Origin of the sequence: Hymenobacter segetis, assembly GCF_038448715.1 — a bacterium.
Taxonomy (GTDB): domain Bacteria; phylum Bacteroidota; class Bacteroidia; order Cytophagales; family Hymenobacteraceae; genus Hymenobacter; species Hymenobacter segetis.
In genome coordinates, this window is sequence record NZ_JBCEVZ010000066.1 from 1 (window position 1) to 24,887 (window position 24,887).

21 protein-coding genes are annotated in these 24,887 nt (G+C 61.7%); 6 read left to right on the top strand and 15 right to left on the bottom strand.

Annotated features, from left to right (window positions below):
- The 7 genes from AAFH49_RS18865 to AAFH49_RS18895 form a co-directional block, all read right to left on the bottom strand.
- Positions 1–759, bottom strand: a 759-nt coding sequence (locus tag AAFH49_RS18865; RefSeq protein WP_425293346.1) for a hypothetical protein, incomplete at its 3' end; no start/stop codon positions are given.
- Positions 760–896: 137 nt separating this feature from the next.
- A complete protein-coding gene (locus tag AAFH49_RS18870) occupies positions 897–2,630 on the bottom strand; it encodes a T9SS type A sorting domain-containing protein (RefSeq protein WP_342300624.1) in 1,734 nt (577 codons plus the stop codon).
- 141 nt (positions 2,631–2,771) lie between these two features.
- Positions 2,772–4,469 carry a T9SS type A sorting domain-containing protein gene (locus AAFH49_RS18875; RefSeq protein WP_342300625.1) on the bottom strand — a complete coding sequence of 566 codons (1,698 nt, stop codon included), beginning with the start codon at positions 4,467–4,469 and terminating at the stop codon, positions 2,772–2,774.
- Between the two features lie 140 nt (positions 4,470–4,609).
- Positions 4,610–8,020, bottom strand: a complete 3,411-nt coding sequence (gene secA / locus AAFH49_RS18880) for a preprotein translocase subunit SecA (RefSeq protein WP_342300626.1) — start codon at positions 8,018–8,020, stop codon at positions 4,610–4,612.
- A gap of 243 nt (positions 8,021–8,263) precedes the next feature.
- A complete protein-coding gene (glf, locus tag AAFH49_RS18885) occupies positions 8,264–9,442 on the bottom strand; it encodes a UDP-galactopyranose mutase (protein ID WP_342300627.1) in 1,179 nt (392 codons plus the stop codon).
- An 83-nt stretch (positions 9,443–9,525) separates the two neighbouring features.
- Positions 9,526–10,830, bottom strand: a complete 1,305-nt coding sequence (locus AAFH49_RS18890) for a glycosyltransferase family 1 protein (RefSeq protein ID WP_342300628.1) — start codon at positions 10,828–10,830, stop codon at positions 9,526–9,528.
- A 177-nt stretch (positions 10,831–11,007) separates the two neighbouring features.
- The gene (locus AAFH49_RS18895) at positions 11,008–11,511 is read right to left on the bottom strand and encodes a GNAT family N-acetyltransferase (RefSeq protein WP_342300630.1); all 504 of its coding nucleotides are present in this window, start codon (positions 11,509–11,511) and stop codon (positions 11,008–11,010) included.
- Positions 11,512–11,638: 127 nt separating this feature from the next.
- Here AAFH49_RS18895 and AAFH49_RS18900 point away from each other — a divergent pair, with 127 nt between their 5' ends.
- The 3 genes from AAFH49_RS18900 to AAFH49_RS18910 all read left to right on the top strand — a co-directional run bounded on the left by AAFH49_RS18900 (position 11,639) and on the right by AAFH49_RS18910 (position 13,357).
- Complete coding sequence (locus AAFH49_RS18900; protein ID WP_342300632.1) at positions 11,639–12,091, top strand: MarR family winged helix-turn-helix transcriptional regulator; 453 nt, start codon at positions 11,639–11,641, stop codon at positions 12,089–12,091.
- Positions 12,092–12,136: 45 nt separating this feature from the next.
- A complete protein-coding gene (locus AAFH49_RS18905) occupies positions 12,137–12,571 on the top strand; it encodes an organic hydroperoxide resistance protein (protein ID WP_342300633.1) in 435 nt (144 codons plus the stop codon).
- Between the two features lie 105 nt (positions 12,572–12,676).
- Entirely contained in the window at positions 12,677–13,357 is a 681-nt protein-coding gene (locus AAFH49_RS18910) for a type 1 glutamine amidotransferase domain-containing protein (RefSeq protein WP_342300634.1), read from the top strand.
- A gap of 74 nt (positions 13,358–13,431) precedes the next feature.
- Here AAFH49_RS18910 and dapF read toward each other — a convergent pair whose 3' ends face one another.
- From dapF to AAFH49_RS18925, 3 genes are all read right to left on the bottom strand, one after another.
- On the bottom strand, positions 13,432–14,229 hold the full coding sequence (dapF, locus tag AAFH49_RS18915; RefSeq protein WP_342300636.1) for a diaminopimelate epimerase: 798 nt from the start codon (positions 14,227–14,229) through the stop codon (positions 13,432–13,434).
- Between the two features lie 50 nt (positions 14,230–14,279).
- Positions 14,280–16,103: a peptidoglycan D,D-transpeptidase FtsI family protein gene (locus AAFH49_RS18920; RefSeq protein ID WP_342300638.1), complete on the bottom strand. Its 1,824-nt coding sequence runs from the start codon at positions 16,101–16,103 to the stop codon at positions 14,280–14,282.
- Between the two features lie 103 nt (positions 16,104–16,206).
- Positions 16,207–16,695 (bottom strand): DinB family protein, encoded by a 489-nt coding sequence (locus AAFH49_RS18925; RefSeq protein WP_342300639.1) that lies wholly within the window; start codon positions 16,693–16,695, stop codon positions 16,207–16,209.
- A 201-nt stretch (positions 16,696–16,896) separates the two neighbouring features.
- On the opposite strand from AAFH49_RS18925, the gene AAFH49_RS18930 reads away from it, so the two are divergent.
- The 3 genes from AAFH49_RS18930 to AAFH49_RS18940 all read left to right on the top strand — a co-directional run bounded on the left by AAFH49_RS18930 (position 16,897) and on the right by AAFH49_RS18940 (position 20,054).
- Complete coding sequence (locus AAFH49_RS18930; protein WP_342300640.1) at positions 16,897–17,781, top strand: class I SAM-dependent methyltransferase; 885 nt, start codon at positions 16,897–16,899, stop codon at positions 17,779–17,781.
- Between the two features lie 104 nt (positions 17,782–17,885).
- Positions 17,886–18,839 carry a Ppx/GppA phosphatase family protein gene (locus AAFH49_RS18935; protein ID WP_342300642.1) on the top strand — a complete coding sequence of 318 codons (954 nt, stop codon included), beginning with the start codon at positions 17,886–17,888 and terminating at the stop codon, positions 18,837–18,839.
- 150 nt (positions 18,840–18,989) lie between these two features.
- Complete coding sequence (locus AAFH49_RS18940; RefSeq protein WP_342300643.1) at positions 18,990–20,054, top strand: Ldh family oxidoreductase; 1,065 nt, start codon at positions 18,990–18,992, stop codon at positions 20,052–20,054.
- Between the two features lie 76 nt (positions 20,055–20,130).
- Here the strand turns inward: AAFH49_RS18940 and AAFH49_RS18945 are convergent, their stop codons facing one another.
- The 5 genes from AAFH49_RS18945 to AAFH49_RS18965 form a co-directional block, all read right to left on the bottom strand.
- Entirely contained in the window at positions 20,131–20,976 is an 846-nt protein-coding gene (locus tag AAFH49_RS18945; protein WP_342300644.1) for a murein L,D-transpeptidase catalytic domain family protein, read from the bottom strand.
- A 359-nt stretch (positions 20,977–21,335) separates the two neighbouring features.
- Positions 21,336–22,472 carry a dTDP-4-amino-4,6-dideoxygalactose transaminase gene (rffA, locus tag AAFH49_RS18950; protein ID WP_342300646.1) on the bottom strand — a complete coding sequence of 379 codons (1,137 nt, stop codon included), beginning with the start codon at positions 22,470–22,472 and terminating at the stop codon, positions 21,336–21,338.
- 62 nt (positions 22,473–22,534) lie between these two features.
- A complete protein-coding gene (locus AAFH49_RS18955; protein ID WP_342300648.1) occupies positions 22,535–23,254 on the bottom strand; it encodes a GNAT family N-acetyltransferase in 720 nt (239 codons plus the stop codon).
- Entirely contained in the window at positions 23,251–24,198 is a 948-nt protein-coding gene (locus tag AAFH49_RS18960) for a glycosyltransferase family 2 protein (protein ID WP_342300649.1), read from the bottom strand. The genes AAFH49_RS18955 and AAFH49_RS18960 overlap by 4 nt, the downstream gene beginning before the upstream one ends.
- 48 nt (positions 24,199–24,246) lie before the next feature.
- On the bottom strand, positions 24,247–24,887 hold a 641-nt coding region (locus AAFH49_RS18965; protein WP_342300651.1), incomplete at its 5' end, for a hypothetical protein.

The following is a 24,887-nucleotide window of genomic DNA, read 5'->3' on the forward strand; positions in this document are numbered from 1 at the left end:
GCCCGCCACGTACACATTCGTGCCTTCCACGGCCAGGCCCCTGGCATCGTTGAAGCTGATGCCGCCCAGCTGGCGGGCCCAGGCAAAAGCACCGGTGAGGCCGGCATCGGTGAGCTTCGCCACAAATGCCTGGCTATAGTTCTGGCCACTCGTGAGCACGGTGCCGCCCATCGCTACCACACCCTCGAAAAAGCCGGCGGCATACACGCTTCCTCCGGTCACCGCCAGGGCGGTAACATCGTCCACCTGACTCCCCCCAACGCCCTGGGCCCAGATGAAGCGGCTTGTACTGCCTGCATCGGTGAGCTTGGCCACAAAGCCGTCGGTACTACCGGCACTCGCCAGGCTCACATTGCCGAAGCCAATAACGGGACTCGCAAAGTTGCCCGCGATGTAGAGGTCGGGGCCCTGCATTGCCAGCACGGTGGGGTAGTCGTCGGCAACGCCGCCGGCCTGCTGCACCCATACGAAGCCATTGGTAGCGGGGCTCCATTTAACCACAAATACATCGACACCTCCCGCGCTGGTGAGCAGCGTGGTTCCGAAGCTGGCCACGCCGCTGAAATACCCAACCATCACCACGTTACCGCTCGCGTCAACTACCGACGATGCCACCGCCACATCGTTGTTGGGTGCCTGCCCCACCACCAGCGCGCGCTGCCAGGCGGGCCCCGTCTGGGCCAGGGTGTTGATACTTGTCAGCAGCAGCAACAAAACGCCCAACCGGAGCCAGCGCAAAAAGATGGGAAGGCTGTTCATTGCAGCAGGCTCGGGGGTAGATACTTGGCCAAGAGAGGGGCAGGCTTCAAAGATAGCCGCATTATCATCCAGCTGGCAGAAATCCCCCTCCCCTGGCTTTTGGCCGGGGCTTTTGCATCGGCCGCAACCGGTTGCTGCTACTCGACCACTAGGCGGCGGGTGGCGGTGCTGCCGCCAGCGGCCACGCACACGGCATAGAGGCCGGGCGCAAGGCCGGCCAGGTCGAGCACGGCTTGGGCATTGGTGGGCGTGCTGCGGGTGCGCACCGCCCGGCCTAGGGCATCGAGCACGGTGAGCGTGGCCGTGGCCGCGCCGGGCACGGCCGGCAGCTGCACGGTGGCCGTGCCGTGGGCCGGGTTGGGGCTGAGGCTGAGGCCAGCCAGTGCCACCGCGTCGGCCGTGGCCAGGGGGACGGCGGCCAGCGAGGCCAGAAAGCCCACGCTCGCCGGGTTTACCGAGGTGATGGACTGGCTGCCAAACGTGGCCGGCGGCGTGGCGGTGCCCCCCACGTACAGGGTGCTGCCCAACAGGGCCACGGTGTTAGCCGCGTCGGTGCCGGTACCGCCGGCTTTCTGGGTCCACACAAACGTGCTGGCTGGGCCGGTGTCGTTCAGCCGGGTCACAAAGACATCGGCGGTGCGGGCGGCGGCCGTGGCGCTATTGATTAGGGAGGTGGTACCAAAGGTGGCGCCCGGGCTGGTGAAGGACCCGGCCACGTACACGTCCGGGCCGCTCACGGCCAGCGCCGTGGCTGCATCGATGGCAACGCCACCGCCCTGCTGCGCCCAGGTGAAGGTGCTGCTGGTGCCGGCATCCGCCAGCTTGGCCACAAAAACGTTGGCCGAGCCAGCGCTCACCACGGCATTCAGGTCGAAGATGGCGAAGCCGCTGAAGGCCCCGGCCACGTACACATTGGTGCCGCTCACGGCCAGGGCGGCGGCCAGGTCGGGGCCGGGGCTGCCGGCGCTTTTGGCCCAGGCCAGGGCGGGGTTGTTGCCGCCATCCGTGAACTTGAGGACGTACACATCGCGTCCCCCGGCGCTGCTGAGGGCGGTGCCGCCGCCCAGGTTCAGGTTGCCGGTGTAGTCGCCGGTCAGGTACACGCTGGTGCCATTCGCGGCCAGGGCAGCGGCGGCATCGTCGGCGGCATTGCCCCCGAAGGCCCGCGCCCACACAAAGGTGGCCGTGGTGCCCGCATCGGTGAGCTTGGTGATAAAGACGTGGGCCAGGCCGGCCGTGGTGGGCCCGGCCGTGGGGTTGGTGATGGTGAGGCGGCCCAGCGTGGCCGTCTGGCTGCGGAAGGTGCCGGTGAGGTACACGTTGGCCCCGCTCACGGCCAGCGCCGTGGCCCGGTCCTCGTTGAGGCCGCCCACCGGCTCGGCCCACACGAAGGTGGCGCTGGTGCCCGCGTCGCTCAGCTTCACCACAAAGCCGTCGGTGGCCCCGGCCGATGCCAGGTTGATGCTGCCGAAGGTGGCCGCCACGCCAAACGTGCCGGCCACGAACACGCTCACGCCGCGCACCGTGATGGCCAGGGCCTGGTCGTTGTTGGGGCCGCCGGCCCGCTGCACCCAGGCGAAGCGCTGGTTGGCCACGTTCCACTTGCCCACAAAGACATCGGTGGCCCCGGCACTGGTGAGCAGCGCCCCGCCCATGGCCACAGTGCCCGCGAAGGAGCCCGCCACGTAGAGGTTGGTGCCGGTGGCATCGGGGGCGCTGGCCGTCACGGTATAGGCTCCGTTGCTGGCCGTGGCCACGGCGGTGGCCGTTTGCCAGGCGGGAGCCTGGGCGTGGGCGGCCTCCAGGCCACATTTTCCAAGCAGCAGCGCGGTTAGCAGCAAGGTGCGCATCAGGGTAAAGGTGTGTTTCATGAAAGCGAAGAATTCTTGGTTGTGCGTATTCCCGTTGACCATCGCGGCAGCGGCTGGTTTAATCCTGCCCCCGCAAAAACGCCCACGCCCCAACTGGCTGGTCGGGGCGTGGGCGCAGATAAGGCCGCCCGGCAGGGCTTGCTACTCCACCACCAGCCGGTGGGTGGCGGTGCGGCCGCCGGCCGCCACCCGCACGGCGTAGAGGCCGGGCGCGAAGCCGGTGAGGTCAAGCGCGGCATTGGAGTCGGGGGCCGTCGTTTGGGTACGCAGGGTGCGGCCTTGGGCATCAATGATGGTGAAAACGGCCGGGCCGGTGCCGGCGTGCAGCTGCACGGTGGCCGTGCCGTGGGCGGGGTTGGGGAAGAGGCTGACAGCACCAGCGGGCAGCAGCCGGGGAGCCACCGCCAGCGCGGCGGCATCGGTGATGGTAGCCAGAAAGCCGAACGTAGCCGTGCCGGCAGTGCCGAGGACCAGGGGGCCGAACCGGGGGCGGCCGGCGGCGTAGCCGCCCACCACTACCTGCGTGCCGCGCAGCACCAGCGTGGTGGCCTCGTCGCTCCCGCTGCTGCCGGCCTGCCGGGCCCACACGAAGCTGCCGCTGCTGCCCGCATCCAGCAGCCGGGCCGCGAAGGCATCGTAGTCGCCCAGGCCCGCCAGCGTGGTGGTGCCAAACCGCGCCTGCGCACTGGTGGCGTAGCCGCTCAGATACACGCTGGGGGCCTGCACGGCCAGGGCCGTCACGGCCTCGTAGCCCGCGCCGCCGGCCAACTGCGCCCACGCAAAGCTGCCGGTGGGGCCGCTGTCGGTGAGCTTGGCCACGAAGGCATCGCTCCGCCCCAGGCTGGCCAGGCTGGTGCTGCCGAATACATTGGTGGCACTGGCCACGTCGCCGGCCACGTACACGCTGCTGCCGGCCACGGCCAGCGCAGTGGCACGGTCGGGGCCGGTGCCCCCGGCCTGCCGCGCCCAGGCAAAGCTGGCCGAAGTGCCGGCATCGGTGAGCCGGGCCACCAGCACGTCGGTATCGTTGGTGCTGCTGCTGGCCAGGGTGGTGCTGCCACAGGTGGCCGGCCCGGCAAACGAGCCGGCCACGTACACATTGGCCCCCAGCACCGCCACCGCGCCCAGGCGGCTCTGGCCGGGGCTGCCCACGGCCTGCACCCAAGCGTAGCTGGCCGAGGCCCCGGCATCCAGCAGCTTGGCCACAAAGCCCGTGGAGTAGCCGGAGTTGGTCACCGTGGCCGGGCCGAAGCTGACCGTGGGGCTGCTCAAAGCGCCCACCACGTACACGCTGCTGCCCTGCACCGCCAGGCCCAGCACGTAGTCGTAGGCTGTGCCGCCAATGGCCTGCGCCCACACAAAGCGGGCCGTAGGCCCGGAATCGCTGAGCTTGGCCACAAAGCCGCGGTAGCTGCCGGCCCCGGCCAGCGTAATATTGCCCAAGGTGATAGCATCAATAAAAAGCCCGCCCACGTACAGGCTGGTGCCCTGCACCGCCAAGGTAGTGACGTACGCGGACTGGGTGGTGGCCAACGGTTGCGCCCATACCCAGGTGCCGGCCGTCGGGTCCCACTTCGCCACAAAGCCCGCATAGTTAACGGCACTGGTCAGCGTGACGCTCCCAAACCCCACCGTGCCCTGGAAACTGCCCGCCACATACACATTCCCGCTGGCATCGACGGCCGTAGCGGTTACTTCCGAGGTGCTGCCAGTGGCAGTGGTGATGGCCAGCGCCTGCTGCCAGTCGGGCGCTTGCGCCCGGGCCGTCGCCCCCAGCAGCACCAACATTCCCAACGCCACCCACCGGCACCAGATAGAAAAAGAGAAGAAGTGTTTCATGCAACTACCGCAGGGAAAGAAAACTGCCCAGCCGGACAGACCGGCAAATATAGCCGACTGGCTACCGGGCCGCCTTAAAGACAAAAACGCCCCGACCAACTGGCCGGGGCGTTCCCGTTTCTACTCAAGAGGCTAACCAATTAGTCTACCAGCACAGCGCGGCCGCTTTCCACGTCCTGCTCCACGGACTTGTACTTCACGTCGCGCACCACGCGGCCGTCCATGTACTGCACGTTCACTTTGTCGTTGCGGTTGGCCACTTTCTGGCTGCGCACGGGCACCTGCTTTTCGGCTACCTGGGGGGTCTGGTAGTCGGGGCCCATATCCTCGGGGCCGGCCCCGAGCGAGTCGAGGTTGCTGGTATGCTCCACGGTGAGCTGGGGCGCGGGCTCCTCGTCTTCGAGGTAGTAGTCCTGCTCCTCGTTGGTGCCCACCATGCTGGTGTTCACCGGCACGTCGGCGTGGAAGAGGAAGGTTGTGGTTTCCTCGTTCACCTTACCAATCATGCGCTTAAATAACTCAAAGCTCTCAAATTTATACACCAGCAGCGGGTCCTTCTGCTCGTACACCGCGTTTTGCACTACCTGTTTCAGGTCGTCCATCTGGCGCAGGTGCTGGGTCCAGGCCGTGTCGATAACGGACAGCACCACCACTTTTTCCATCTGGCGCAGAATGTCGTGGCCGCCGGTGGCCTGGGCGCGGCGCAGGTTGGCAATGGCCTGCACCTGCTTCTTGCCATCGGTGAAGGGCACGGCGATGTTCTCGTAGGGTGAGCCGTTGCTCAGCAGGTCGTTCACCAGCGGCAGCGAGTTCGAGGCAATGTGCTCGTTCTTGCTCTGGAAGTAGCCCAGGGCCTCGTCGTATAGCTTCTGCGTCAAGGCCGGCACCTGCAAGCTAGTTAGGTCCTGCGCCGTGAGGTAGGTATCGTAGCCGAACACCTTGATGACGTTCAGCTTGAAATCCTCGAAATCGCCCGTGATTTTGTGGCCGGCAGCGATGTCCTCGCTCACGTCATAAATCATGTTGAGGATATCGACTTCCATGCGGTCGCCGTGCAGGGCGTTGCGGCGGCGCTTGTACACCACTTCGCGCTGGGCATTCATAACGTCATCGTACTCCAGCAGGCGCTTGCGCGTGCCGAAGTTGTTTTCTTCCACCTTCTTCTGGGCCCGCTCGATGGAATTGGTAATCATCGAGTGTTGAATCACTTCGCCCTCTTCCATGCCCATGCGGTCCATTAGCTTCGCAATCCGGTCGGAGCCGAACAAGCGCATCAGGTTGTCCTCAAGAGAAACGAAGAATTGCGAAGTACCCGGGTCGCCCTGGCGGCCGGCGCGGCCCCGCAACTGGCGGTCTACCCGGCGACTTTCGTGGCGCTCCGTGCCGATGATAGCCAGACCACCCGACTCGCGGCTGGTTTCGCGCAGCTTAATATCTGTACCACGGCCAGCCATGTTGGTGGCGATGGTCACGGTGCCGGGGTAGCCAGCGGCGGCCACAATCTCGGCCTCGCGCTGGTTCTGCTTGGCGTTCAATACCTGGTGCTGGATGCCACGCAATTTCAGCATGCGTGACATCAGCTCGGAAATCTCCACCGAAGTGGTACCCACCAGCACGGGGCGGCCGGCTTCCACCAGCTTCTGGATTTCCAAGGCCACGGCGTTGTATTTCTCGCGCACCGTTTTGTACACCTGGTCATCGGAGTCTTTGCGCGAAATCACCCGGTTGGTGGGAATCACCACCACGTCGAGCTTGTAGATTTCCCAGAACTCGCCGGCTTCGGTTTCGGCCGTGCCGGTCATGCCGCACAGCTTGTGGTACATGCGGAAGTAGTTCTGCAGCGTCACCGTGGCGTAGGTCTGCGTCGCGTCTTCCACGCGCACATTTTCCTTGGCCTCGATGGCCTGGTGCAGGCCGTCGGAATAGCGGCGGCCTTCCATCACGCGGCCGGTTTGCTCGTCCACGATTTTCACCTTGCCGTCGTCGGTCAGGATGTACTGGTCATCCTTCTCAAACAGCGTGTAGGCCTTCAGCAGCTGGTTCACGGTGTGCACCCGCTCCGATTTCTCGTTGTAGTCGCTCATCAGCTTGTCTTTCTGATGCAGCTTTTCTTCGGCCGAAAGCGCGGTATTTTTCTCGATGTCGGCAATGGCCATTCCGATGTCGGGCATGATGAACAGCTGCGGGTCTTCGCCCTGCGCCGTAATCAAATCCAAGCCTTTTTCGGTCAGCTCAATCTGGTTGTTCTTCTCGTCAATCGTGAAGAACAGCGGCTCGTCGGCCTTCGGCATTTGGCGCGAGTTATCGGCCAGATAGTGGTTTTCCGTAGCCTGCAGCACCGCCCGGATGCCGGGCTCCGACAGGAATTTGATGAGCGGCTTGCTCTTAGGCAAACCACGGTGGGCGCGGAACAGCATCAGACCGCCCTCGCCATTTTTGTCGCCGGCTTCCACGCCGGTTTTGCCAGCGGCGATTTGCTTGCGGGCTTCTACCAGATAGGCTTGCACCACTTTCTTCTGCTCGTCCACCAGGCGCTGGATGCGCGGCTTGAGCTGATAGAACTCGTGCACGTCGCCGCGCGGCACCGGGCCGGAGATGATGAGCGGCGTCCGCGCATCGTCAATCAGCACGGAGTCCACTTCGTCGACCATGGCGAAGTGGTGCTTGCGCTGCACCAACTCCTCGGGGTCGCGCGCCATGTTGTCGCGCAGGTAGTCGAAGCCGAATTCGTTGTTGGTACCGTAGGTGATGTCGGCCTGATAAGCGGCGCGGCGCTCCGGCGTGTTCGGCTGGTGCTTGTCGATGCAATCCACGGTGATGCCGTGGAACTCGAACAGCGGCGCGTTCCATTCCGAGTCACGCTTAGCGAGGTAATCGTTGACCGTTACCAAGTGCACCCCACGCTTCGACAGCGCATTGAGGAACGACGGCAAAGTTGAAACCAGCGTTTTGCCTTCACCGGTGGCCATTTCGGCGATTTTGCCCTGGTGCAGCACAATGCCGCCAATCAGCTGCACATCGTAGTGCACCATGTCCCAGACGATTTCGGCCCCGGCAGCCAGCCACTTGTTGCTCCAGATGGCTTTGTCGCCCTCAAAAGTCACGTTGGCGTGGGTGGCGGCATATTCGCGGTCGCGGGCGTTGGCCGTCACCACTAGCTGGCCGTTTTCCTTGTAGCGGCGGGCTGTTTCCTTCACAATAGCAAAGGCGGTGGGCAGCACCTCCATCAGCACGGCTTCAAGGTCCTTGTTGCGCTGCTTCTCTAATGCGTCAATTTGCTCGAATAAAACCTCCTTCTGGGCCACGTCCAGTTGCAGCTGTGTGTCGATTTGCTGGTGCAAACCGCCAATCTGCCCATCGAGGCCGGCGAGGCGCTCGGCAATGCGGGCGCGCACGGCATCGGTCTGCTCGCGCAGTTGGTCATCGGTCAAGCCAGCCAGTTTGGCATATTCGGCATTAATGAGGGCCACATAAGGCACAACATCCTTGAGGTCCTTTTCTGCTTTGGAGCCAAAAAGCTTGGCGATGGTTTTGCCGAGAAAATCTAACATTAGGTAGTCTTTTAGCGAATAAGCGCCGTGGCGCACCTCAAATTTACGCAGCCTTCCGCTAAAACCGTCCCAAAACGAAAAGCCCCGCCAAATTGGCGGGGCTTTTTTCTGTAGCGTGGACTCTGCGAGTCCGCGTCTCGCCGCCACGCGGCGAACAATCGTCAGGGTAATCGTGCAGCCGTTTTGTGGTTCCGTATTCGCCGCATGGCGGCGAGACGCGGACTCGCAGAGTCCACGCTACGGCTACTCCTGTTTCGGCGAGCGGCTTATCAGTTTTTCCACCAACGAGGTGCTGCCCGAAATGGCAGGCAACACCGGCTTGCTGGCATTTTCCTTCTCCGTCAGCTTCTTGTAAAGCGTCAGGGCCTGGGCCACTACCTGGTCCATGTTGTAGTACTTATAGGTAGCGAGGCGGCCCACGAAATGCACGCCCGGCGTCTCATCGGCCAGCTTCTTATACTTATTGTACAGCTCAGCGTTTTCGGGCATCGGGATGGGGTAGTACGGGTCGCCCTCGGCCTGCGGGTATTCGTACACGATGGCCGTTTTGGGGTGGTCCTGGCCGGTGAGGGCTTTAAATTCCGTGATGCGCGTGTAAAGATGCTCGTTGGGGTAGTTCACCACGGGGGCCGCGAGATGCTTCTCCTTATTCAGCGTTTCGTGCTTGAACTCCAGCGAGCGGTAGGGCAGCTTGCCGAATTTGAAGTCGAAATACTCATCCACCGGACCCGTGAAAATCATTTCCTTGAAGGGAATGAAGTCCATGATTTCGTGATAGTCCGTATTCAGCATCACCTTGATATTCGGGTGATTGAGCATGTTCTCAAACATCCGGGTGTAGCCGTGCAGGGGCATGGCCTGGTAGGTGTCGGTGAAGTACCGGTCGTCGCGGTTGGTGCGGGTGGGCACGCGGCTGGTGACGGACTTATCAAGCTGCGAGGGGTCGAGGCCCCACTGCTTGTTGGTGTAGTTCTTGAAGAATTTGTTGTAGAGCTCGCGGCCTACTTTGCTCACCACCACATCTTCCGAGGTCCTGATAACATCGACCGGCTCGGCCACGGAAGCGAAGAACTCTTCGACTTCGAAGCTGGTCAGGCTCAGGCCGTAAAGCTTATTGATGGTATCGAGGTTGATGGGCATCGGCACGTGCTGGCCGTCTACCGAGGCCAGTACGCGGTGCTCGTAAGGGCGCCAGTCGGTGAAGTTGCCGAGGTAGTCGAACACGTCTTTCGAGTTGGTGTGAAAGATGTGCGGGCCGTACTTGTGCACCAGAATACCGTCCTCGTTGTAATGGTCGTAGGCGTTGCCGGCAATGTGGCTGCGCTTGTCTACGATAAGGACTTTTTTATTGCTGCGGGTAGCGAGGCGCTCAGCTAATACGCTGCCGGCAAAACCGGCCCCAACGATGAGGTAATCAAACATAGTGCAGGTTATGGAAAGTGGTAAGAGGAAAATCTATTGGGCAGGAAATGATGGTGTAAAAACAGTAAGTCAGACGATTAAGTCTATCGATTGGGCACAACGGGCGGAAAGGTGACTTCCGAAACCTTGGTGGGCATGAGGGGCGCACCAGCCACGGTGGTGGTGGAGGCATCGGGCTTTTTGGCCCAGAGGCGGTCCTGCATCAGGTCCACCATCTGCTGCCAGGTCTGGTCCCACGAGATGGTGGCCAGGTAATCATCGGTGCGCTGGCGCCAGTCGGCATCGTCGCGCTGGGTGAGGGCCTTGGCAATGGCCTGGCCGAAATCGGCGGCGTTGTCGGCAATCTGCACCAGGTTCAGGTCGCCGTAGGGCCGCACCACGTCGCGGATGGGCGTGCTCACCACGGGGTTGCCGGCGGCCAGGTATTCCGGCGTTTTGGTGGGCGAGATGAACTTGGTGCTCTCGTTATCAGCAAACAGAAGCGTTGCTACATCCCAACCCTTTAAGTAAGCTGGCAGTTCCTTATAATCCTTGCCGCCGAGGTAATGCACGTTGGCGGTGCGGGGCAAGGTGGCAGGGTCAATCTTCACCACCGGGCCGATGATGACAAACTGCCATTCCGGGTGGTTTTTCGACAGCTCACGCAACAGCTCAATATCGAGCCGCTCGTCTACCACGCCGAAGAAGCCGATGCGCGGGTGCGCGATGCTGGCCTGGTCGGCGGGCTCAGTCATCGGGCCGCGAGCCTGGCCGAAGTGGGCTTTGTCGATGCTGCTGGGAAAAGGGTGCGCGTCGGGGTGCTGTTCGCGCTTGGATTCGTAGAGTGTGTGGCCGCCGGTAAACACAAGGTCGGCTTTGGCAAACAGCTCCTGCTCGCGCTTTTTGAGCTCGGGCGGGGCAAATTTGAAGGCTGCCAGCTCGTCCATGCAGTCGTACACGGTCAGCTCGGGGTGGAACTGGCGCGACTTGCCCAACGCCATCGGCGTGTAGTACCAGAAGATGTATTTCGTGACGCCCTGCTCGGCGAAATAGTGGGTTAGCACCTCGAATTCGGCTTGGTCGGCGGCTTCAGCGTCGGCGCGCAGGCGGTTGGGCAGGTGCACCACCACCACTTTCACGCCATTGTCGCGCTCCTTGATTTCAACGTGCGGCTCGATGCGGTCGTCGTTGTGGTAAAAAGCATCTTCGACGTAGAACACCCGGCCCTTCTGGGCGAAGCGAGACATGAGGTGCTGGGGCCGCTGCCACACAAAATCCCAGTGCAGGTGGGCGAAGCACACGAGGTCGGGCAAGGTATAAGGGGTAGTGTTTTCGGCGGCTGGGTCGCTGGGCCGGGCAGCGGTGGTGGAGGCACGCAATGGCACTTCCACCGTCGAAGAAGGGGGCATGAAGCTTGGCAGGAAAAAGGGGTTTCGCGCCGCGCCGGAGGGACTATCAACCTACCCGGCCGGGACGCTTGCTACCCTATACGGAGCCCGCCGGCCAAAGGATATAGCCCAGCTTATTTTACTAAACCTTCACCAATCCTTCACTTTATCAAGTAGATATACAGCTTTGTTAATCTTTTAGACACCCAGCAAAAATTGCCATTCCACGGCATCCTGCCAGCCGGTGGCGGTGCGCAGCCAAGCCTGCCGCGTGCCCACCTGCCGAAACCCAGCAGCGGCAAAAAGCCTCATGCTGGGCAGGTTGTCGGCCCCTACGGTGGCGTAAATCTGGTGCAGACGCAGGATGGTGCGGGCATGGTTTTTCAGGAGCTCCAGCGCCTGCCGGGCATAGCCGTGCTGCCGCTCGCGGGCCAGGATGGTGATGCCCACGCCGGCCCGCTGGTGCAGCGGGTCGTAGTCGAAAAGGTCGACGACGCCCACGGCCGGGCTGCCAATTTCAGTAGCAATGACCAGCCGCAACTGGCGTACGGCGTGGAAGTCGACGCTGGCGTGCTCCAGGTATTCGCGCAGGGCGTGGCGTGACACCGGTGCCAGGGTATCGGACACGCCCCAGATGTCAGGGTCGTTTTCGAGGGCGTAGAGGAATTCGAGGTCGTCGGGTTCGAGGGCGCGCAGGTGCATGGGGTAAAGGTAAACCTCTGTCTGGGGCCTTAGCGCGGGGGAGCAGACTAAAAAGCCAAGCGACAAAAATAAATTGTGCACAATTAAACATTATACAACCGTTATCCGTTTACCTTTACGAAACCACATGGCAACCACTCCTCCTCCTCCCGTCAAGAACTCGCTGCTTAAGCTGGAAAGCCAGATTTGCTTTCCGGTTTATGCCGTGTCGCGGCTCATCACCAAGGCCTACCAGCCGCTGTTGCAGGCCCTCGACCTCACCTACCCGCAGTACCTCGTGTTCCTGCTGCTGTGGGAGCATGAGCAGCTGACGGTGAAGGAGCTGGGCGAAAAACTGCTACTCGATTCGGGCACGCTTACGCCGCTGCTCAAGCGCATGGAGCAGAAGCAGTGGCTGAGCCGCCGCCGCGACCCGCGCGACGAGCGTTCGGTCATCATCGCGCTGCTGCCGGCCGGCCGGGCGCTGGAGGCTCAAGCCCAGCAAATCCCGTTGCAGATGCTCGACAAAATGCAGATGTCAGAGGCCGAAATAACTGCCCTGCGCACCCACCTCACGCATTTACTTACCCAGTTGGCCTAGTGGCCGACACCTATTGCTTACCCACTTTTTCTTACCAACATCCGGATGAAAATCGAAAAAATCTTCACTGCCCAGGCCCTTGCCAAAGGCGGCCGCGACGGTCAAATCACCTCCAACAACCAAGTGCTCGACCTGGTGCTGAGCACGCCCAAGGAAATGGGCGGCCCCGGCAAAGCCGGCTCTACCAATCCCGAGCAGCTCTTCGCCGCCGGCTACGCCGCTTGCTTTGAAGGCGCATTGGGCGTGGCCGCCCGCCAGGCCAAAGTACGGCTGGACAACGTGACCGTGGAGGCCCTCATCGGCTTCGGCAAGGCGGAGGATGGCGGCTACGGCATCTCGGCCGATTTGCACGTCAACCTGCCCGGCATCGAGCAGAAGCAGGCCGAGGAACTGGTGGAAGCCGCTCACGGCATCTGCCCCTACTCGCGTGCCACCAAAGGCAACATCGAGGTGAGCCTCACCACCACGACCAACGCTTAAGCGCAGCCGATTTCGCTTATTAATTGTTCTGACAAGGCCTCGGTCTACGCCGGGGTCTTGTCGTTTTCGGCAAGTATTGCCATCCAATTTTTAACCCCCAACGCTATGAAAATCGCCATGATTCTGACCTCGCACGACGAGCTCGGCAACACCGGCCACAAAACCGGCTTCTGGCTCGAAGAATTCGCCGCGCCCTACTACGCTTTCGTGGATGCCGGGGCTGATATCACGCTCGCCTCGCCCAAAGGCGGCCAGCCGCCCCTGGACCCTAAGAGCGACGAGCCCGGTGCCCAAACCGAAGCCACCGAGCGTTTCAAGAAAGACCCGGCCGCCCAAAAAGCCCTGGCTAATACGGTGACGCTCGATACCATTAAGGCCGAGGATTTTGACGCAGTATTTTATCCCGGCGGCCACGGCCCACTGTGGGATTTGGCCGAAGACAAAAAATCTATCTCGCTCATCGAAAGCACTTTCGCCGCTGGCAAGCCGCTGGCGCTGGTGTGCCACGCCCCCGGTGTGCTCCGCCACGTGAAGGCGGCCAACGGCGAGCCGCTGGTAAAGGGCAAGTCGGTAGCTGGCTTCACCAACACCGAGGAAGAAGCCGTGCAGCTGACCAACGTGGTGCCGTTTCTGGTAGAAGACATGCTGAAGCAGAACGGCGGCAACTACTCGAAAGGAGCCGACTGGCAGCCTTACGTGGTAACGGCCGGCAACCTGATTACAGGCCAGAACCCGGCCTCGTCAGAGCCAGCTGCACAAGAGGTTCTGAAGATGCTGGCGAAGTAAGCCAAGCGTCAACCAAACACAAAAAAGGCCTTCTGTTATTGCAGAAGGCCTTTTTGTGTATTCAAAAGTTGCGATTATACCTCGCCGCCAAATACCCGCACTGCCGGGCCGCTCAGCCACACGTTGGCGAAACCGCCATCGGCGCGGTGTTCGAAGCTCACTTCCAGTTCGCCGCCCATGGTTTGCAGGCGCACGGGCGATACCGCGCCGCGCTGCGAGGCGGCCAGCGCCACGGCCGTGACGCCGGTGCCGCAGCTCAGGGTTTCGTTTTCGACGCCGCGCTCGTAGGTGCGCACGGGCCAGGCGTGGGCGGGGTCGGCGGGGATTTCCACGAAGTTGACGTTGGTGCCGGCGGGGTCGTAGGCCTGGTCGTAGCGGATGTCGTGGCCGGTGCCGTACACGTCGAACTCGGCCAGCGTGGGCGATTCGGCGGGGTCGAGGAAGTGGATGTGGTGGGGCGAGCCGGTGTGCAGGAACACGTCGTCCTCCCCTATTTCGGCTTCTATCGGGGCATTCACGTCAATCATTTTGAGGCGCACGGTACCGTCAGCTTCTACGCGGGCATCGTGGGGGCCATCCACGGCCAGGAAATGAGTGGTTTCGCCAATCAGGCCCAGGTGTTTGGCGAAAGCTACGGTGCAGCGGCCGCCGTTGCCGCACATGGAGCTGGGGCGGCCGTCGGCGTTGAAATACACCATTTCGAAGTCGAAATCGGGCTTATTGCGCAGCAGAATCAGGCCATCGGCCCCGATGCCGAAGCGGCGGTGGCAGAGCTGGGCAATCAGGGCGTGGTCGGTTTCGTCGAAGGCGCGGGCGCGGTCGTCAATCATGACGAAGTCGTTGCCGGTGCCCTGGTATTTGTGGAATTGCATGACGTTCTGTTTTAATCTGCAAAGAAACCGCCGCCCCGGCATTTCGTTCCTCAGTGCCCTTGCTCGGCCAAATCGCCGCAGCGCAACCAGTTTTCCCAGCGCTTGCGCTTTTTGGCGATTTTGCCGCGCAGGTACTTTTCCATAATCAGGGCGGCGCAGGGGGCGGCGGAGAGTCCGCCGAAGCCCGCGTTTTCGATGTAGACGGCCACCACGATTTTTGGCTTTTCGGCTGGGGCGAAGCCGGCGAAGGTGGCGTGGTCGTCGCCCTCATCGTTTTGGACGGTGCCGGTTTTGCCGGCCACCGAAATGCCCACGTCGTCGAGGTTGGCCAGCTCGGCGGTACCGCCGCGACGCAATGCGGCCACCATGCCGGGGATGAGCTCGGCAAAATGGACACTATCGACCAGCGTACGGTGCTGCTCGCGGAAGCGCGGCAGCGGGCCGCTGGTGCCCACGCTACGCACAAAATGCGGGATGTAGTAGTAGCCGCGGTTGGCGATGATAGCCTGGACGTTGGCCATTTGCAGGCCGGTCAGGTTGATTTCGCCCTGGCCGATGCTGAGCGAATAGATGCTGCCGTAGGTCCAGCCGCAGCGGCCGCGCCGCTTGTCGTAGTAGCCCGGCGTGGGGATGAAGCCGGGGCGCTCCTGCGGCAAATCGACGCCCAGCAATGTGTCGAGGCCGAAGGATTTGACGTGCCGCGTCCAGGCGGCCAGGTTTTGATGGCGCACGGCGCAGGTGTCCACAGGCTGCACCAGCGAGTCGGGCACGTTATTCACCACGTTGCGCATCACCTGGTAGAAGTAGGGATTGCAGCTGTATTTGAGGGCCTGGGTGAGGTTGCGGGCATCGGGGTGCTCGTGCACGCAGTGGATGAGCGACTGGTCGCAGCGGAAGCCGGTGGTGGCCGTGATGCCACCCAGCTGCAGGGCCACGGCCGCGTTCACCAGCTTGAACACCGAGCCCGGCGGGCTGGCTTGCAGCGCGGCGCGGTTTAGCAGCGGCATGTCTTCACTGAGCAGCAGGGCGCTGCGCTCGCGGCCCCGGCCGAGGGCGGTGATAGTGGCGGGGTCGTAGGTGGGGGCCGAAACGTAGCAGAGTATTTCGCCGGTGGCGGGGTCCAGGGCCACGATGTAGCCCTTGCGCTCGCGCATGATGCGTTCGGCGTAAGCCTGCAATTCGGTATCGAGGCTGAGGTGCAGGTCCTGGCCGGGGTGGTAGATGGTATCGGTGGCCCAGGTGCCGTGGGGCTGGTTCAGCACATCCACTAAGGGGTGGTAGGCGCCGAAACTGCCTTTCAACAAGCCGTTGTAATAAGTTTCGAGGCCGCCGTTGCGCAGGCGGTAGAAGCGGCCCCGGGCCAGCCGCTGCGCCTGGTACAGAAAGGGCTGGGCATTGGCATATGCGTAGCCCAGCACGGGCGCGGCCACGTGCGTGGCGTAGTTGCGGGCCGTGTATTCGCGCAACTTGAGCTTGGGCCACTCGCTCTGGTGGCGGCGCAGAATGTCGTATTCGGACGCCGTTAAATCCAGCTGCAAGGGCAATTCGCGGCGGCGCAGGTCGCGGCTGCGATACTCGAAGGCGCTGTCGGGCCAGCCCAGCAGGCGATTGAGGCGGGTCGAATCGAGGTGGCCCCAGGACGGCAGCACGAGCAGGTAGCGCGGCCCGGTGTAGGCCAGCACCGAGTCGTTACGGTCAAGAATGCGGCCCCGGCTTGGCCAGAAGGCCTCGCGGCGCGGCGTATAGGTGTCGTGCGGCAGGATGAGGCCCACGCCGGGCACCGGCACGCGCCGCCACCACAGCACCAGGACCAGCCCGGCCAGCAGCAGGACAAAGAATACGGCAGTTAATTTCTTGCGGTGGGCCGGCAGCATCCGGCAAAGCTAGTGTTCTGCTGGCAGGTTGGCCCGCCGGCTTCGATGAACGGGGCCTGCCACCTCACGAAGCCAAGCTGCGGACGGGAATTTGGCCATGAGGTCAGGCTACTGCTTTGCGCAACAGCGCAATTTGCCCGGCGTGGTATAGGTAGTGCTGCGCCACGCCATGCAGGGTCACGTAAATGGAGGAGCCATAGCCCACCCGCGCATCGATGATGGTATTGATGGGCCGGTCCAGGGTTTCATCAGTGATAACTGCCGTAGCGTCCAGCAATTGTTCGTGCGTCTCGCGCAGGCTGGCTAACACAGCTTGCCAGTCGGCTTCGGTGGGGTTTTCGGGCTGCGGCGGCCAATCTTCGGCATTGCTGACTTGTACCAATTTGCCTTCGACTAAACGGCGGCGGGCCACCTCGGCCCACACGCTGGCGTGGCGCGTAATTTCCCAAATGCTGTGGGCATTAGCGATGGGCCGCTGGGCGGCTTGCGCGGCAGTCAGGCCTTTGAGCGTATCCAGCAGTGAGGGGCCGGACCACGGCTCGCCATCAAAGGCGAGGCGGAACTGGTCGAGCAGACGGGTGATTTCAGACATGGCGGGCGAAGAATTACGATAGGCAAAAAGATGAACGGCGAGGGTAGCCGGTGTTACGTGCTTCGTTTCTGAAAGGCTCGGCGGGCTGTCGTTCGCCCCTCGTTCAACGCCGAGACGCGAAGGGGCGCGTCTCTACAGGCTGTTACCTGCCCCAAACGGCACGACCCTACCCCGCCCCGCCCCTACCTTTGCCGCCTGCTTATGTACGACTTCCTCACCACCTCCCCCTGGCCCGATTACGAGCTGATTGATTCCGGCAACTTCCAGAAGCTGGAGCGTTTTGGCAAATACATCCTGGCCCGCCCCGAGCCGCAGGCCATCTGGGACCCACACCTGCCTCTCAAGGAATGGGAAAAGGCCGATGCCGCCTTCGCCCGCGCCCCCGGCTCCACCGAAAAAGGCCAGTGGCGCCTCAAGCCCAGCATGCCCGAGCAGTGGGTGATTGCCTACGAGCGGCCCGATGGGTTGAAGCTGAAGTTTCGGCTGGGTTTGTCGTCGTTCAAGCACGTCGGGCTGTTTCCGGAGCAGGACCCCAACTGGCAATTTATCTACAACCAGACCCGCAAGCGCCGCGCCAAGCTCCCGCGCGTGCTCAACCTCTTCGCCTACACGGGCGCGGCCACGCTGGCCGCCCGCGCCGCCGGGGCCGATGTCACGCACCTCGATTCGGTAAAACAGGTCAATTTCTGGGCCCGCGATAATATGGAAGCCAGCCAGCTCGACGGCGTACGCTGGCTGGTGGAAGACGCCATGAAATACGTGCGCCGCGAAGTGAAGCGCGGCAGCAAATACCAGGGCCTCATCCTCGACCCGCCCGCCTACGGCCGCGGCCCCAACGGCGAGAAATGGCAGCTCGAAGACGAGCTGAATGAGATGCTCAAGCTCAGCCAGCAACTCCTCGACCCCGAGGACCATTTCTTCGTGGTGAACCTGTACTCGCTGGGCTTTTCGGCCCTGATTCTGGATAACCTGACCACGGCCATTTTCCCTGGCGAAAAGGCTGTGCGCGAGTTGGGTGAGATTTATCTGCACGATGCCGGCCAGCGCAAGCTGCCGCTGGGCACGTTCTGCCGGTTTGCCACGTAGCGTGGTCGTACTCGGCAGGGACTTTTAGTCCGCGCCGGCTAGTCATCCGTATTGCCCACTCGCTTCGCTAAACTCGCGGACTGAAAGTCCGCGCTACTTCCTCTATGCACACGCCGCACGCCCATCGCCGCCTCGCGCTCATTGATTTGGGCACCAACACCTTCCACCTGCTCATCGTGGAAATCTCAAAAATGCCCGGCGAAAAACCGCTGGTGCTGCTGCGCACCAAAGCCGGCGTGCGCCTCGGCGAGGGCGGCATCAGTCAGGGCATCATCGCGCCCGAGCCGTATGCCCGCGCCCTGCACACGCTGGCCGGCTTCAAGGAAGAAATGGAGCTGCACGAAGTAACCGAAGTGCGCGCCACGGCCACCAGCGCCATGCGCGTGACGAAAAACGGCCCCGAGCTGGTGCGCGACATCTTCGAGCAAACCGGCATTCAGGTCAACGTTATTCCCGGCGAGCGCGAGGCGGAGCTCATCTGCCAGGGCGTGCGCCAAGCCGTGGATTTGGGCGAGGATGCGCAGCTGATTATGGACATCGGCGGCGGCTCGGTTGAGTTCATCATTGCCAACGAGCACACCATTTTCTGGAAGCAGAGCTTCGAAATCGGAGCCCAGCGCCTGCTCGACAAGTTTTTCCCCGACCCCAGCGGCGTATTTCCCGCCGAAGCCGTGGAAGCCGAACAGCGCTACCTCAGCACGGTGCTGGAGCCGCTCATCGAAGCTGTGCGCCGCTACCGCCCTGCCAGCCTCGTGGGTGCGTCGGGCAGCTTCGACAGCCTGGCCGATATGCAAATCGGCGAACTGCGCGCCGAAAGCCAGCTGCCGCCCTGCACCGAGCTGGCGCTGGAATCCTTCCAGACCAGCTACCGCCACCTGCTCAGCGGCAACCACGAGCAGCGCAAGGCCCTGCCCGGCATCCTTCCCATGCGGGCCGATATGCTGGTGGTAGCGGCAGTGCTCATCGATTTCGTGCTGGGCATTGCGGAAATCACGCGCATCCGCACCTCGGCCTACGCGCTGAAAGAAGGGCTGTTGGCGGAGATGCTGGCAGTATAGGCAGTTTCCCAACCAAAACAGAACGTCATGCTGAGCGGAGTCAAAGCATCTCTACCGCGTAAGTAATCCATTTACTATTGCGGTAGAGATGCTTCGACTCCGCTCGGCATGACGTTCCGGTTTTCATATTCCCCGACTAATATATTCCCGATGCCCACTTTCTCCTACAGTCAGCTTTTCACCTTCACCGAAAGCGTTTTCCTCGCCATCGGCTGCCCGGCCGATGACGCCACCCTGGCCACCGAAACCCTGCTCTCGGCCGACCTGCGCGGCGTGGATTCGCACGGCGTGGCCCGCCTTGTTGGCTACGTACGGCTGTGGGAGGCCGGCCGCATCAATGCCACCCCCCGTGTGGGCATCACCTACGAAACGCCCAGCACCGCCGTGGTGGACGGCGACAGCGGCCTGGGCCTCGTGGTGGGGCCCAAAGCCATGCGGATTGCTATTGAAAAGGCCCAGCAAGTGGGTTCGGGCTGGGTTTCGGTGAAGAATTCCAATCACTTCGGCATTGCCGGCTACCACGCCATGCTGCCCCTGGCGCACGACATGATTGGCATTGCCATGACCAATGCTTCGCCGCTGGTTGCGCCCACATATTCGCTGGATAGGCTACTGGGTACCAACCCCATTGCCGTGGCCGTACCCGCCGGCGAGCAGCCCGATTTCGTGCTCGACATGGCCACCACCACCGCCGCCAACGGCAAGCTCGAAATCGCGCAACGCAAAGGCCTGCCCCTGCCCGAAGGCTGGGCCCAAACCGCCGACGGCCAAAGCTCAACCGATGCCAACGCCGTGAAAAACGGCGGCGCGCTGCTGCCCCTCGGGGGAGCCACCGGCTCGCATAAAGGCTATGGCCTGGGCGCGGTGGTGGATATTTTCTCGGCCGTGCTTTCCGGGGCCAACTATGGGCCGTGGGTGCCGCCCTTCGTGGCTTTCCTTCAACCCTCGGCCAACCCCGTGGGCCAGGGCTTGGGCCACTTTTTCGGGGCCATGCGGGTGGACGCGTTTCGGCCCGCCGATGAGTTCAAAACCCACATGGACAACTGGATTTCGACCTTCCGCAACGCGCAGGCGGTGGAGGGCAAAAAAGTCCTGATTCCCGGCGACCCGGAGCGCGAAATGGCCGCCCACCGGCTGCTGGAAGGTATTCCGCTGCTCGATGCCGTGGTGCAGGATTTGGAAGGCGTGGGTGCGAAGTTTGGCGTACAGTTGTAGCCTGAATTCAGCTGTTTTAACGCAAAAGAGGCCCTTCGCAGCAGCAAAGGGCCTCTTTTACAAAATCTATTAGCGCTTAAGAAACACCATTGATTGCAGCTTGGGGCACCAGTGCGGCAATGGCCACGTCCTGGTTCAAGTACTGCGAGGTGTAGCCAGCATCCGACTTGTTTAGGAACAGGCAGGTACCGCCATTCACGGCATCAATAATCTGCGCATACTGGTCCATCGGCAGGGCCGGGCAGCCCAGGCTGCGGCCCAGGCGGCCATTTTGCTTGATGAAATCCTCGCTCACGTAGTCAGCGCCGTGCATTACCACCGAGCGGGCGGCGGCGTTGGTGTTGTAGCCTTCATCTAGCCCTTGCAGGTGCAGGGAATGGCCGTGCTTGCCCTCATATTCGCTGCCCGTGGCGTAGAAGCCGAGGCTGCTCATATTGCTCTGGTCGGTGTTGGAGAAGTTGGTGGCCTCGTTCTCGCCCGAGTTGTGGCCGTGGGCCACGAGCGTGTGGAAGAGGATTTCCTTCTTGCCCAAATCAAGCACCCAGAGGCGCTTTTCAGTCGAAGGAAGGTCAAAGTCGATAACCGTCAGGACTTGCTTATCCTCGGCCAGCTTGCCATCCTGGCGCAGGTTGAGGTAGCCGGTCATGGCTTTGGCAAAGGTTTCAAACCGCAGGCCTTCCTGCTCCGCCCCCAGGGCGTTGTAGGTGGCGTGCAATTCCTGATCGAACTGCGCTTTGGGCGAGAAGTCCATTTTGGGCATCCGCAGCTCATTGCGCGAGCCGGCCATCGACTCCTGGATATTGCCCGCCAATGGCGTGGCCAGAAACAACGAGGCCAGGAACGGCAGAACGCGACGCGCTAAGCGCTGACGACGCAGGCTTTTGCGTTTGCGTTGAACGATGCTGGGCTGATGCTGGTGCATAATCGAAGTGGCTGGTGATGAAAAAGAACCAGCTGCTGCAAGTGCGGCAGCTGCTTCGATACCTTATACGGAATAGAAATTCCGGTGGCTATTCTTAAACGCCCTACTCGCCTAAATGATTCCGTTTCCGGCGGGCTGACCAGCGCCGGCCGGCGCTTTTTGCTCCGGCAAGCAAGTGCTGTCGGCGCTTTGCCAAAACCCACGTCCCACGTCCCAAATTGTCGGTTTTATATTGCGAAGGGCCGGCTTGCTGCTTTAACCATCATTGCGATGATTAAAGCAGCAAGCCGGCCCTTCGGCTACTTCGTTTGCCTCCCGGCTCACTTAATGAAGAGACACGCTACCGCTTATTAGTTAACTTATTGCTGAGCGTAGAATGCCAGCACGCCATCGATTACGCGCTGCTGCAAGTCGGGCGTAAGCTCGTAGTACAGGGGCAGGCGAACCAGGCAATCGGTGTAGTGGTCAGACCAGGTCAGCTCACGGCCGTCGTGTTGAGCCGCGTAAAAAAGGCTCTTGTGCAACGACAGGTAGTGAAATACGGGCAGGATTTGTTGCTGCTTCAGGTAGTCAATCAAAGCCCCGCGCTCGGCTAAGCTGCGGGTTACCAGATAGAACATATGCCCGTTATTGGTCGCGTAGGCCGGTATCACTGGCAGGCCCACTCCCAGCGGCACCAGCGAAGCAAATGCCTCATAGTATCGGCTCCAAATGGCTTTGCGCTGGGTCTGAATGTCCTCCAGGTGTTCCAGCTGCGCCCACAGAAACGCGGCAATGATATCGGAAGGCAGGAAGCTGGACCCAATGTCTACCCAACCGTATTTATCTACCTCGCCCCGGAAAAAAGACGAGCGGTTGGTGCCTTTTTCCCGGATAATCTCGGCCCGTTGCGCGTAGAGCGGGTTGTTGATGGCCAGCATGCCACCCTCACCAGAGATAATGTTCTTGGTTTCGTGGAATGAAAAAGCGGCCAGGTCACTGAGAGTGCCCAGCGTTTTGCCTTTGTAGTAGCTGTCGATGGCCTGGGCCGCATCCTCTACCACGGCCAGCCCGTGCCGGTCGGCCACGGCCTGAATGGCATCCATGTCGCAGGCAATGCCAGCGTAGTGCACCGGCACAATGGCCCGCGTACGGTCCGTAATCAAGCCCTCCAGCGACGCTACATCGATATTCGGATTTTCGGCGGTGCTGTCGGCAAAAACAATCTTCGCGCCTCGCAACACAAACGCATTGGGGGTGCTTACAAAGGTGAACGAGGGTACGATAACCTCATCCCCGGGCTGCAGATTGAGCAGGATGGCGGCCATTTCCAGCGCATCGGTGCAGCTGGTGGTGAGCAGCACTTTGGCAAAGCCCAGCTGCTGCTCGAAAAACTGATGGCACCGCTTGGTGAAAACGCCGTCGCCCGAGATTTTACCGGAGCGAACTGCGTCCTCTATGTAGCGAGTTTCCGGCCCAGACAAGTAAGGCTTATTGAAAGGAATTGTAGGGAGCATGAACAGGTCGAATGAGAGCCGCAAAGGTACACCGGCCAGTCATACCAGCACAACGCTCGCGGCTACTCCAGCCAGAGGTGATAGATGTGCTCTTCGTAGCTGATGGCAAAGCCGCAGCTTTCGTAGAAGCCGCACGCGGGCGCATTATCCCGCTGCGTCACGACCTGCAGTTCGGTGTAGCCCGCGCCAATGGCCCAGCGCCGGGCTTCGGCTACCAGCCGCTTGCCTACCCGCTGCCCGCGGGCCTGCGCGTCTACTGCCAGCAGGCCAATGTCGGCCCGGCCATTTTTCTCGCCCAGCGTCAGCAGGCCCAGCTCCTTGCCCGTGTGGTCGGGCAGCGTGAGTACGACCCGCGCGATGGCTCCATTCAGCGAGTTGCGCAGCCATTGGCTATACAATTGCCGGAAGGCATCGGCGGGCAGGCGCTTGTCCAGGGCAAAGCGCGAATACTCCCCGCTCTGCCAGGCCAGCGACTCCAGCTGCGGCGTGAGGGTAGTGGTAGGCACGATGGCGGCATCAACCGGGGCGGCTTCGACGGGGCCGAGGGCCATGGCAAAGGTGACCTTGCGGTCGGCCAGCCACGCCTTATGCTGCTCCGCGAGCTGGTGGGCGGCCAGGTCATGGTAGGGCGCGTGCCAATAGACCAGCCGCGCGCCGGCGGTGCGGCACTGGTCCAAAGCCGTCCGTACTTCATCGGCGGTAGGCGTGTCGCACAGAATGCGGGCTACCCCGAAGCCGAAAAAGCGGCTATCCCAATCGAGAAACTGTACGACCGCACTCACGATATGCTCGTTGTATCGATGAGAAAAATAGGCCGGTTTTTCGCCTGCTCAAAGGTTTTGCCGATGTACAGCCCCACTACCCCCAGCACCGACAGCAGCAAGCCCGCAAAGAACCAGATGGATACAATAAGGCTGATGTAGCCCGGCTCCCAACTGTGGCCCAGCAGGTAGCGGGCCAGGGTGATGAGCACAAAGCCAAACGCGGCGGCCGAAATAGCCAGGCCCAGTTTCACCGTCAGGCGCAACGGCTTATCCGAATAGGCCAGAATAATGTCGAGGGCCAGGTTGATGAGGCGGCGCAGGTTGTAGCTGCTGGTGCCTTCCGAGCGCTCGGCATGTTCGACGGCCAAGCCCCCGCTCCGGAACCCCACCCACCGCACCATGGTAGGAAAATAGCGGATGCTTTCCCGCATCGAAAGCACCGCGTCTATCACCTTGCGGTGATAGATTCCGAAGTTGGCGATGGCGGGGTCTTGCTTGGTTTCGGTGAGATAGGACAGCACCTGGTAGAACGTGCGCGAGCCCAGCCGCTTCAGCCAGGAATCCTGGCGCTCGACGCGGCGCGCAAAAACCAGGTCGTACCCTTTCAGGGCCTCTTGGTATAAGCCGGGAATTTCTTCCGGCTGGTCCTGCAGGTCGCAGTCCATCACGATAATCCACTCGCCCCGGGCCTGCTCCAGGCCGGCCGTGATGGCCCGGTGCTGCCCAAAATTGCGCGATAAGCGAAATCCGCGCACCCGCTCATCCTTGGTTTGCTCCAAAATGGCTTCCCACGAATTATCAGGGCTGCGGTCGTCCACCAGAATAATCTCAAATGACCGGCCCAAAGGCTCGACTGCGGCCTTTATGCGGCTCACCAGCTGCGCGACCAGCGTATCGGCCCGGTACACCGGGCTCACGATGGAAAAGTAAACCTCTCCGGCTTGCGTATTATTTCCTTCCACTTATTTATATCTCGCTAAGTACACGATAAGCATCCTTCTACTGCGCTACTACCGGGGTTGGTGAACCCGCACGAATGATTTGCCGAAAAAATTGGCATACGCCCGGTTCGTCCAATGGGTCGAATCTTTCTCCAAATCGGCCAGAAAGATTGTTTGGGGCTTTGCCGATAATGAGTCCAGCTCCACGCCCGCATGGCCGGGGGCCAGCATCAGCTGGTAACGCTGTCGCTGTTGCTGGTCAAACTGTTTGGCCGCGCCACCCAACCAATCGCGGTAGGCCAGCGATATATTGTTTGCATTCTTGCCCTTACTGCGGTAGGCCAGTTTATAGTTAGCATCGGTTAGCAGCGCAAATACCAAGAAAATGCCCATTGCCAATGATAGGTAAGCCGGTTGCGCAGGGGCGGCCGGAGCCGTGCGTCGCCACCAGGCCACGGCTGCGTAGAGCAGGAAAATCCAGACCAGGATAAAAACCGCGTAAATCACATCAATGACACGGCCCGCCGGCGGGCCGCCCTGCGTCACGTAGGTAGGAAAGAAGGGCAGCGCAATCATTACCGCACCCGCCAGCAAGAAAACAAACCGATATTTAAAAAAAGTAACTATCGGGGCTTCTGCATTATCGCTGACCTTCGCTAACACCGGTATCAACATCACGGAAAACGCCAGAACGATGCCGTTGCCAAACC

Bases quoted from the DNA above. Each gene is read 5' to 3' on its own strand.
- AAFH49_RS18870 (WP_342300624.1), bottom strand. From the start codon at position 2,630: ATGAAACACACCTTTACCCTGATGCGCACCTTGCTGCTAACCGCGCTG.
- AAFH49_RS18875 (WP_342300625.1), bottom strand. From the start codon at position 4,469: ATGAAACACTTCTTCTCTTTTTCTATCTGGTGCCGGTGGGTGGCGTTG.
- secA (WP_342300626.1), bottom strand. From the start codon at position 8,020: ATGTTAGATTTTCTCGGCAAAACCATCGCCAAGCTTTTTGGCTCCAAA.
- glf (WP_342300627.1), bottom strand. From the start codon at position 9,442: ATGTTTGATTACCTCATCGTTGGGGCCGGTTTTGCCGGCAGCGTATTA.
- AAFH49_RS18890 (WP_342300628.1), bottom strand. From the start codon at position 10,830: ATGCCCCCTTCTTCGACGGTGGAAGTGCCATTGCGTGCCTCCACCACC.
- AAFH49_RS18895 (WP_342300630.1), bottom strand. From the start codon at position 11,511: ATGCACCTGCGCGCCCTCGAACCCGACGACCTCGAATTCCTCTACGCC.
- AAFH49_RS18900 (WP_342300632.1), top strand. From the start codon at position 11,639: ATGGCAACCACTCCTCCTCCTCCCGTCAAGAACTCGCTGCTTAAGCTG.
- AAFH49_RS18905 (WP_342300633.1), top strand. From the start codon at position 12,137: ATGAAAATCGAAAAAATCTTCACTGCCCAGGCCCTTGCCAAAGGCGGC.
- AAFH49_RS18910 (WP_342300634.1), top strand. From the start codon at position 12,677: ATGAAAATCGCCATGATTCTGACCTCGCACGACGAGCTCGGCAACACC.
- dapF (WP_342300636.1), bottom strand. From the start codon at position 14,229: ATGCAATTCCACAAATACCAGGGCACCGGCAACGACTTCGTCATGATT.
- AAFH49_RS18920 (WP_342300638.1), bottom strand. From the start codon at position 16,103: ATGCTGCCGGCCCACCGCAAGAAATTAACTGCCGTATTCTTTGTCCTG.
- AAFH49_RS18925 (WP_342300639.1), bottom strand. From the start codon at position 16,695: ATGTCTGAAATCACCCGTCTGCTCGACCAGTTCCGCCTCGCCTTTGAT.
- AAFH49_RS18930 (WP_342300640.1), top strand. From the start codon at position 16,897: ATGTACGACTTCCTCACCACCTCCCCCTGGCCCGATTACGAGCTGATT.
- AAFH49_RS18935 (WP_342300642.1), top strand. From the start codon at position 17,886: ATGCACACGCCGCACGCCCATCGCCGCCTCGCGCTCATTGATTTGGGC.
- AAFH49_RS18940 (WP_342300643.1), top strand. From the start codon at position 18,990: ATGCCCACTTTCTCCTACAGTCAGCTTTTCACCTTCACCGAAAGCGTT.
- AAFH49_RS18945 (WP_342300644.1), bottom strand. From the start codon at position 20,976: ATGCACCAGCATCAGCCCAGCATCGTTCAACGCAAACGCAAAAGCCTG.
- rffA (WP_342300646.1), bottom strand. From the start codon at position 22,472: ATGCTCCCTACAATTCCTTTCAATAAGCCTTACTTGTCTGGGCCGGAA.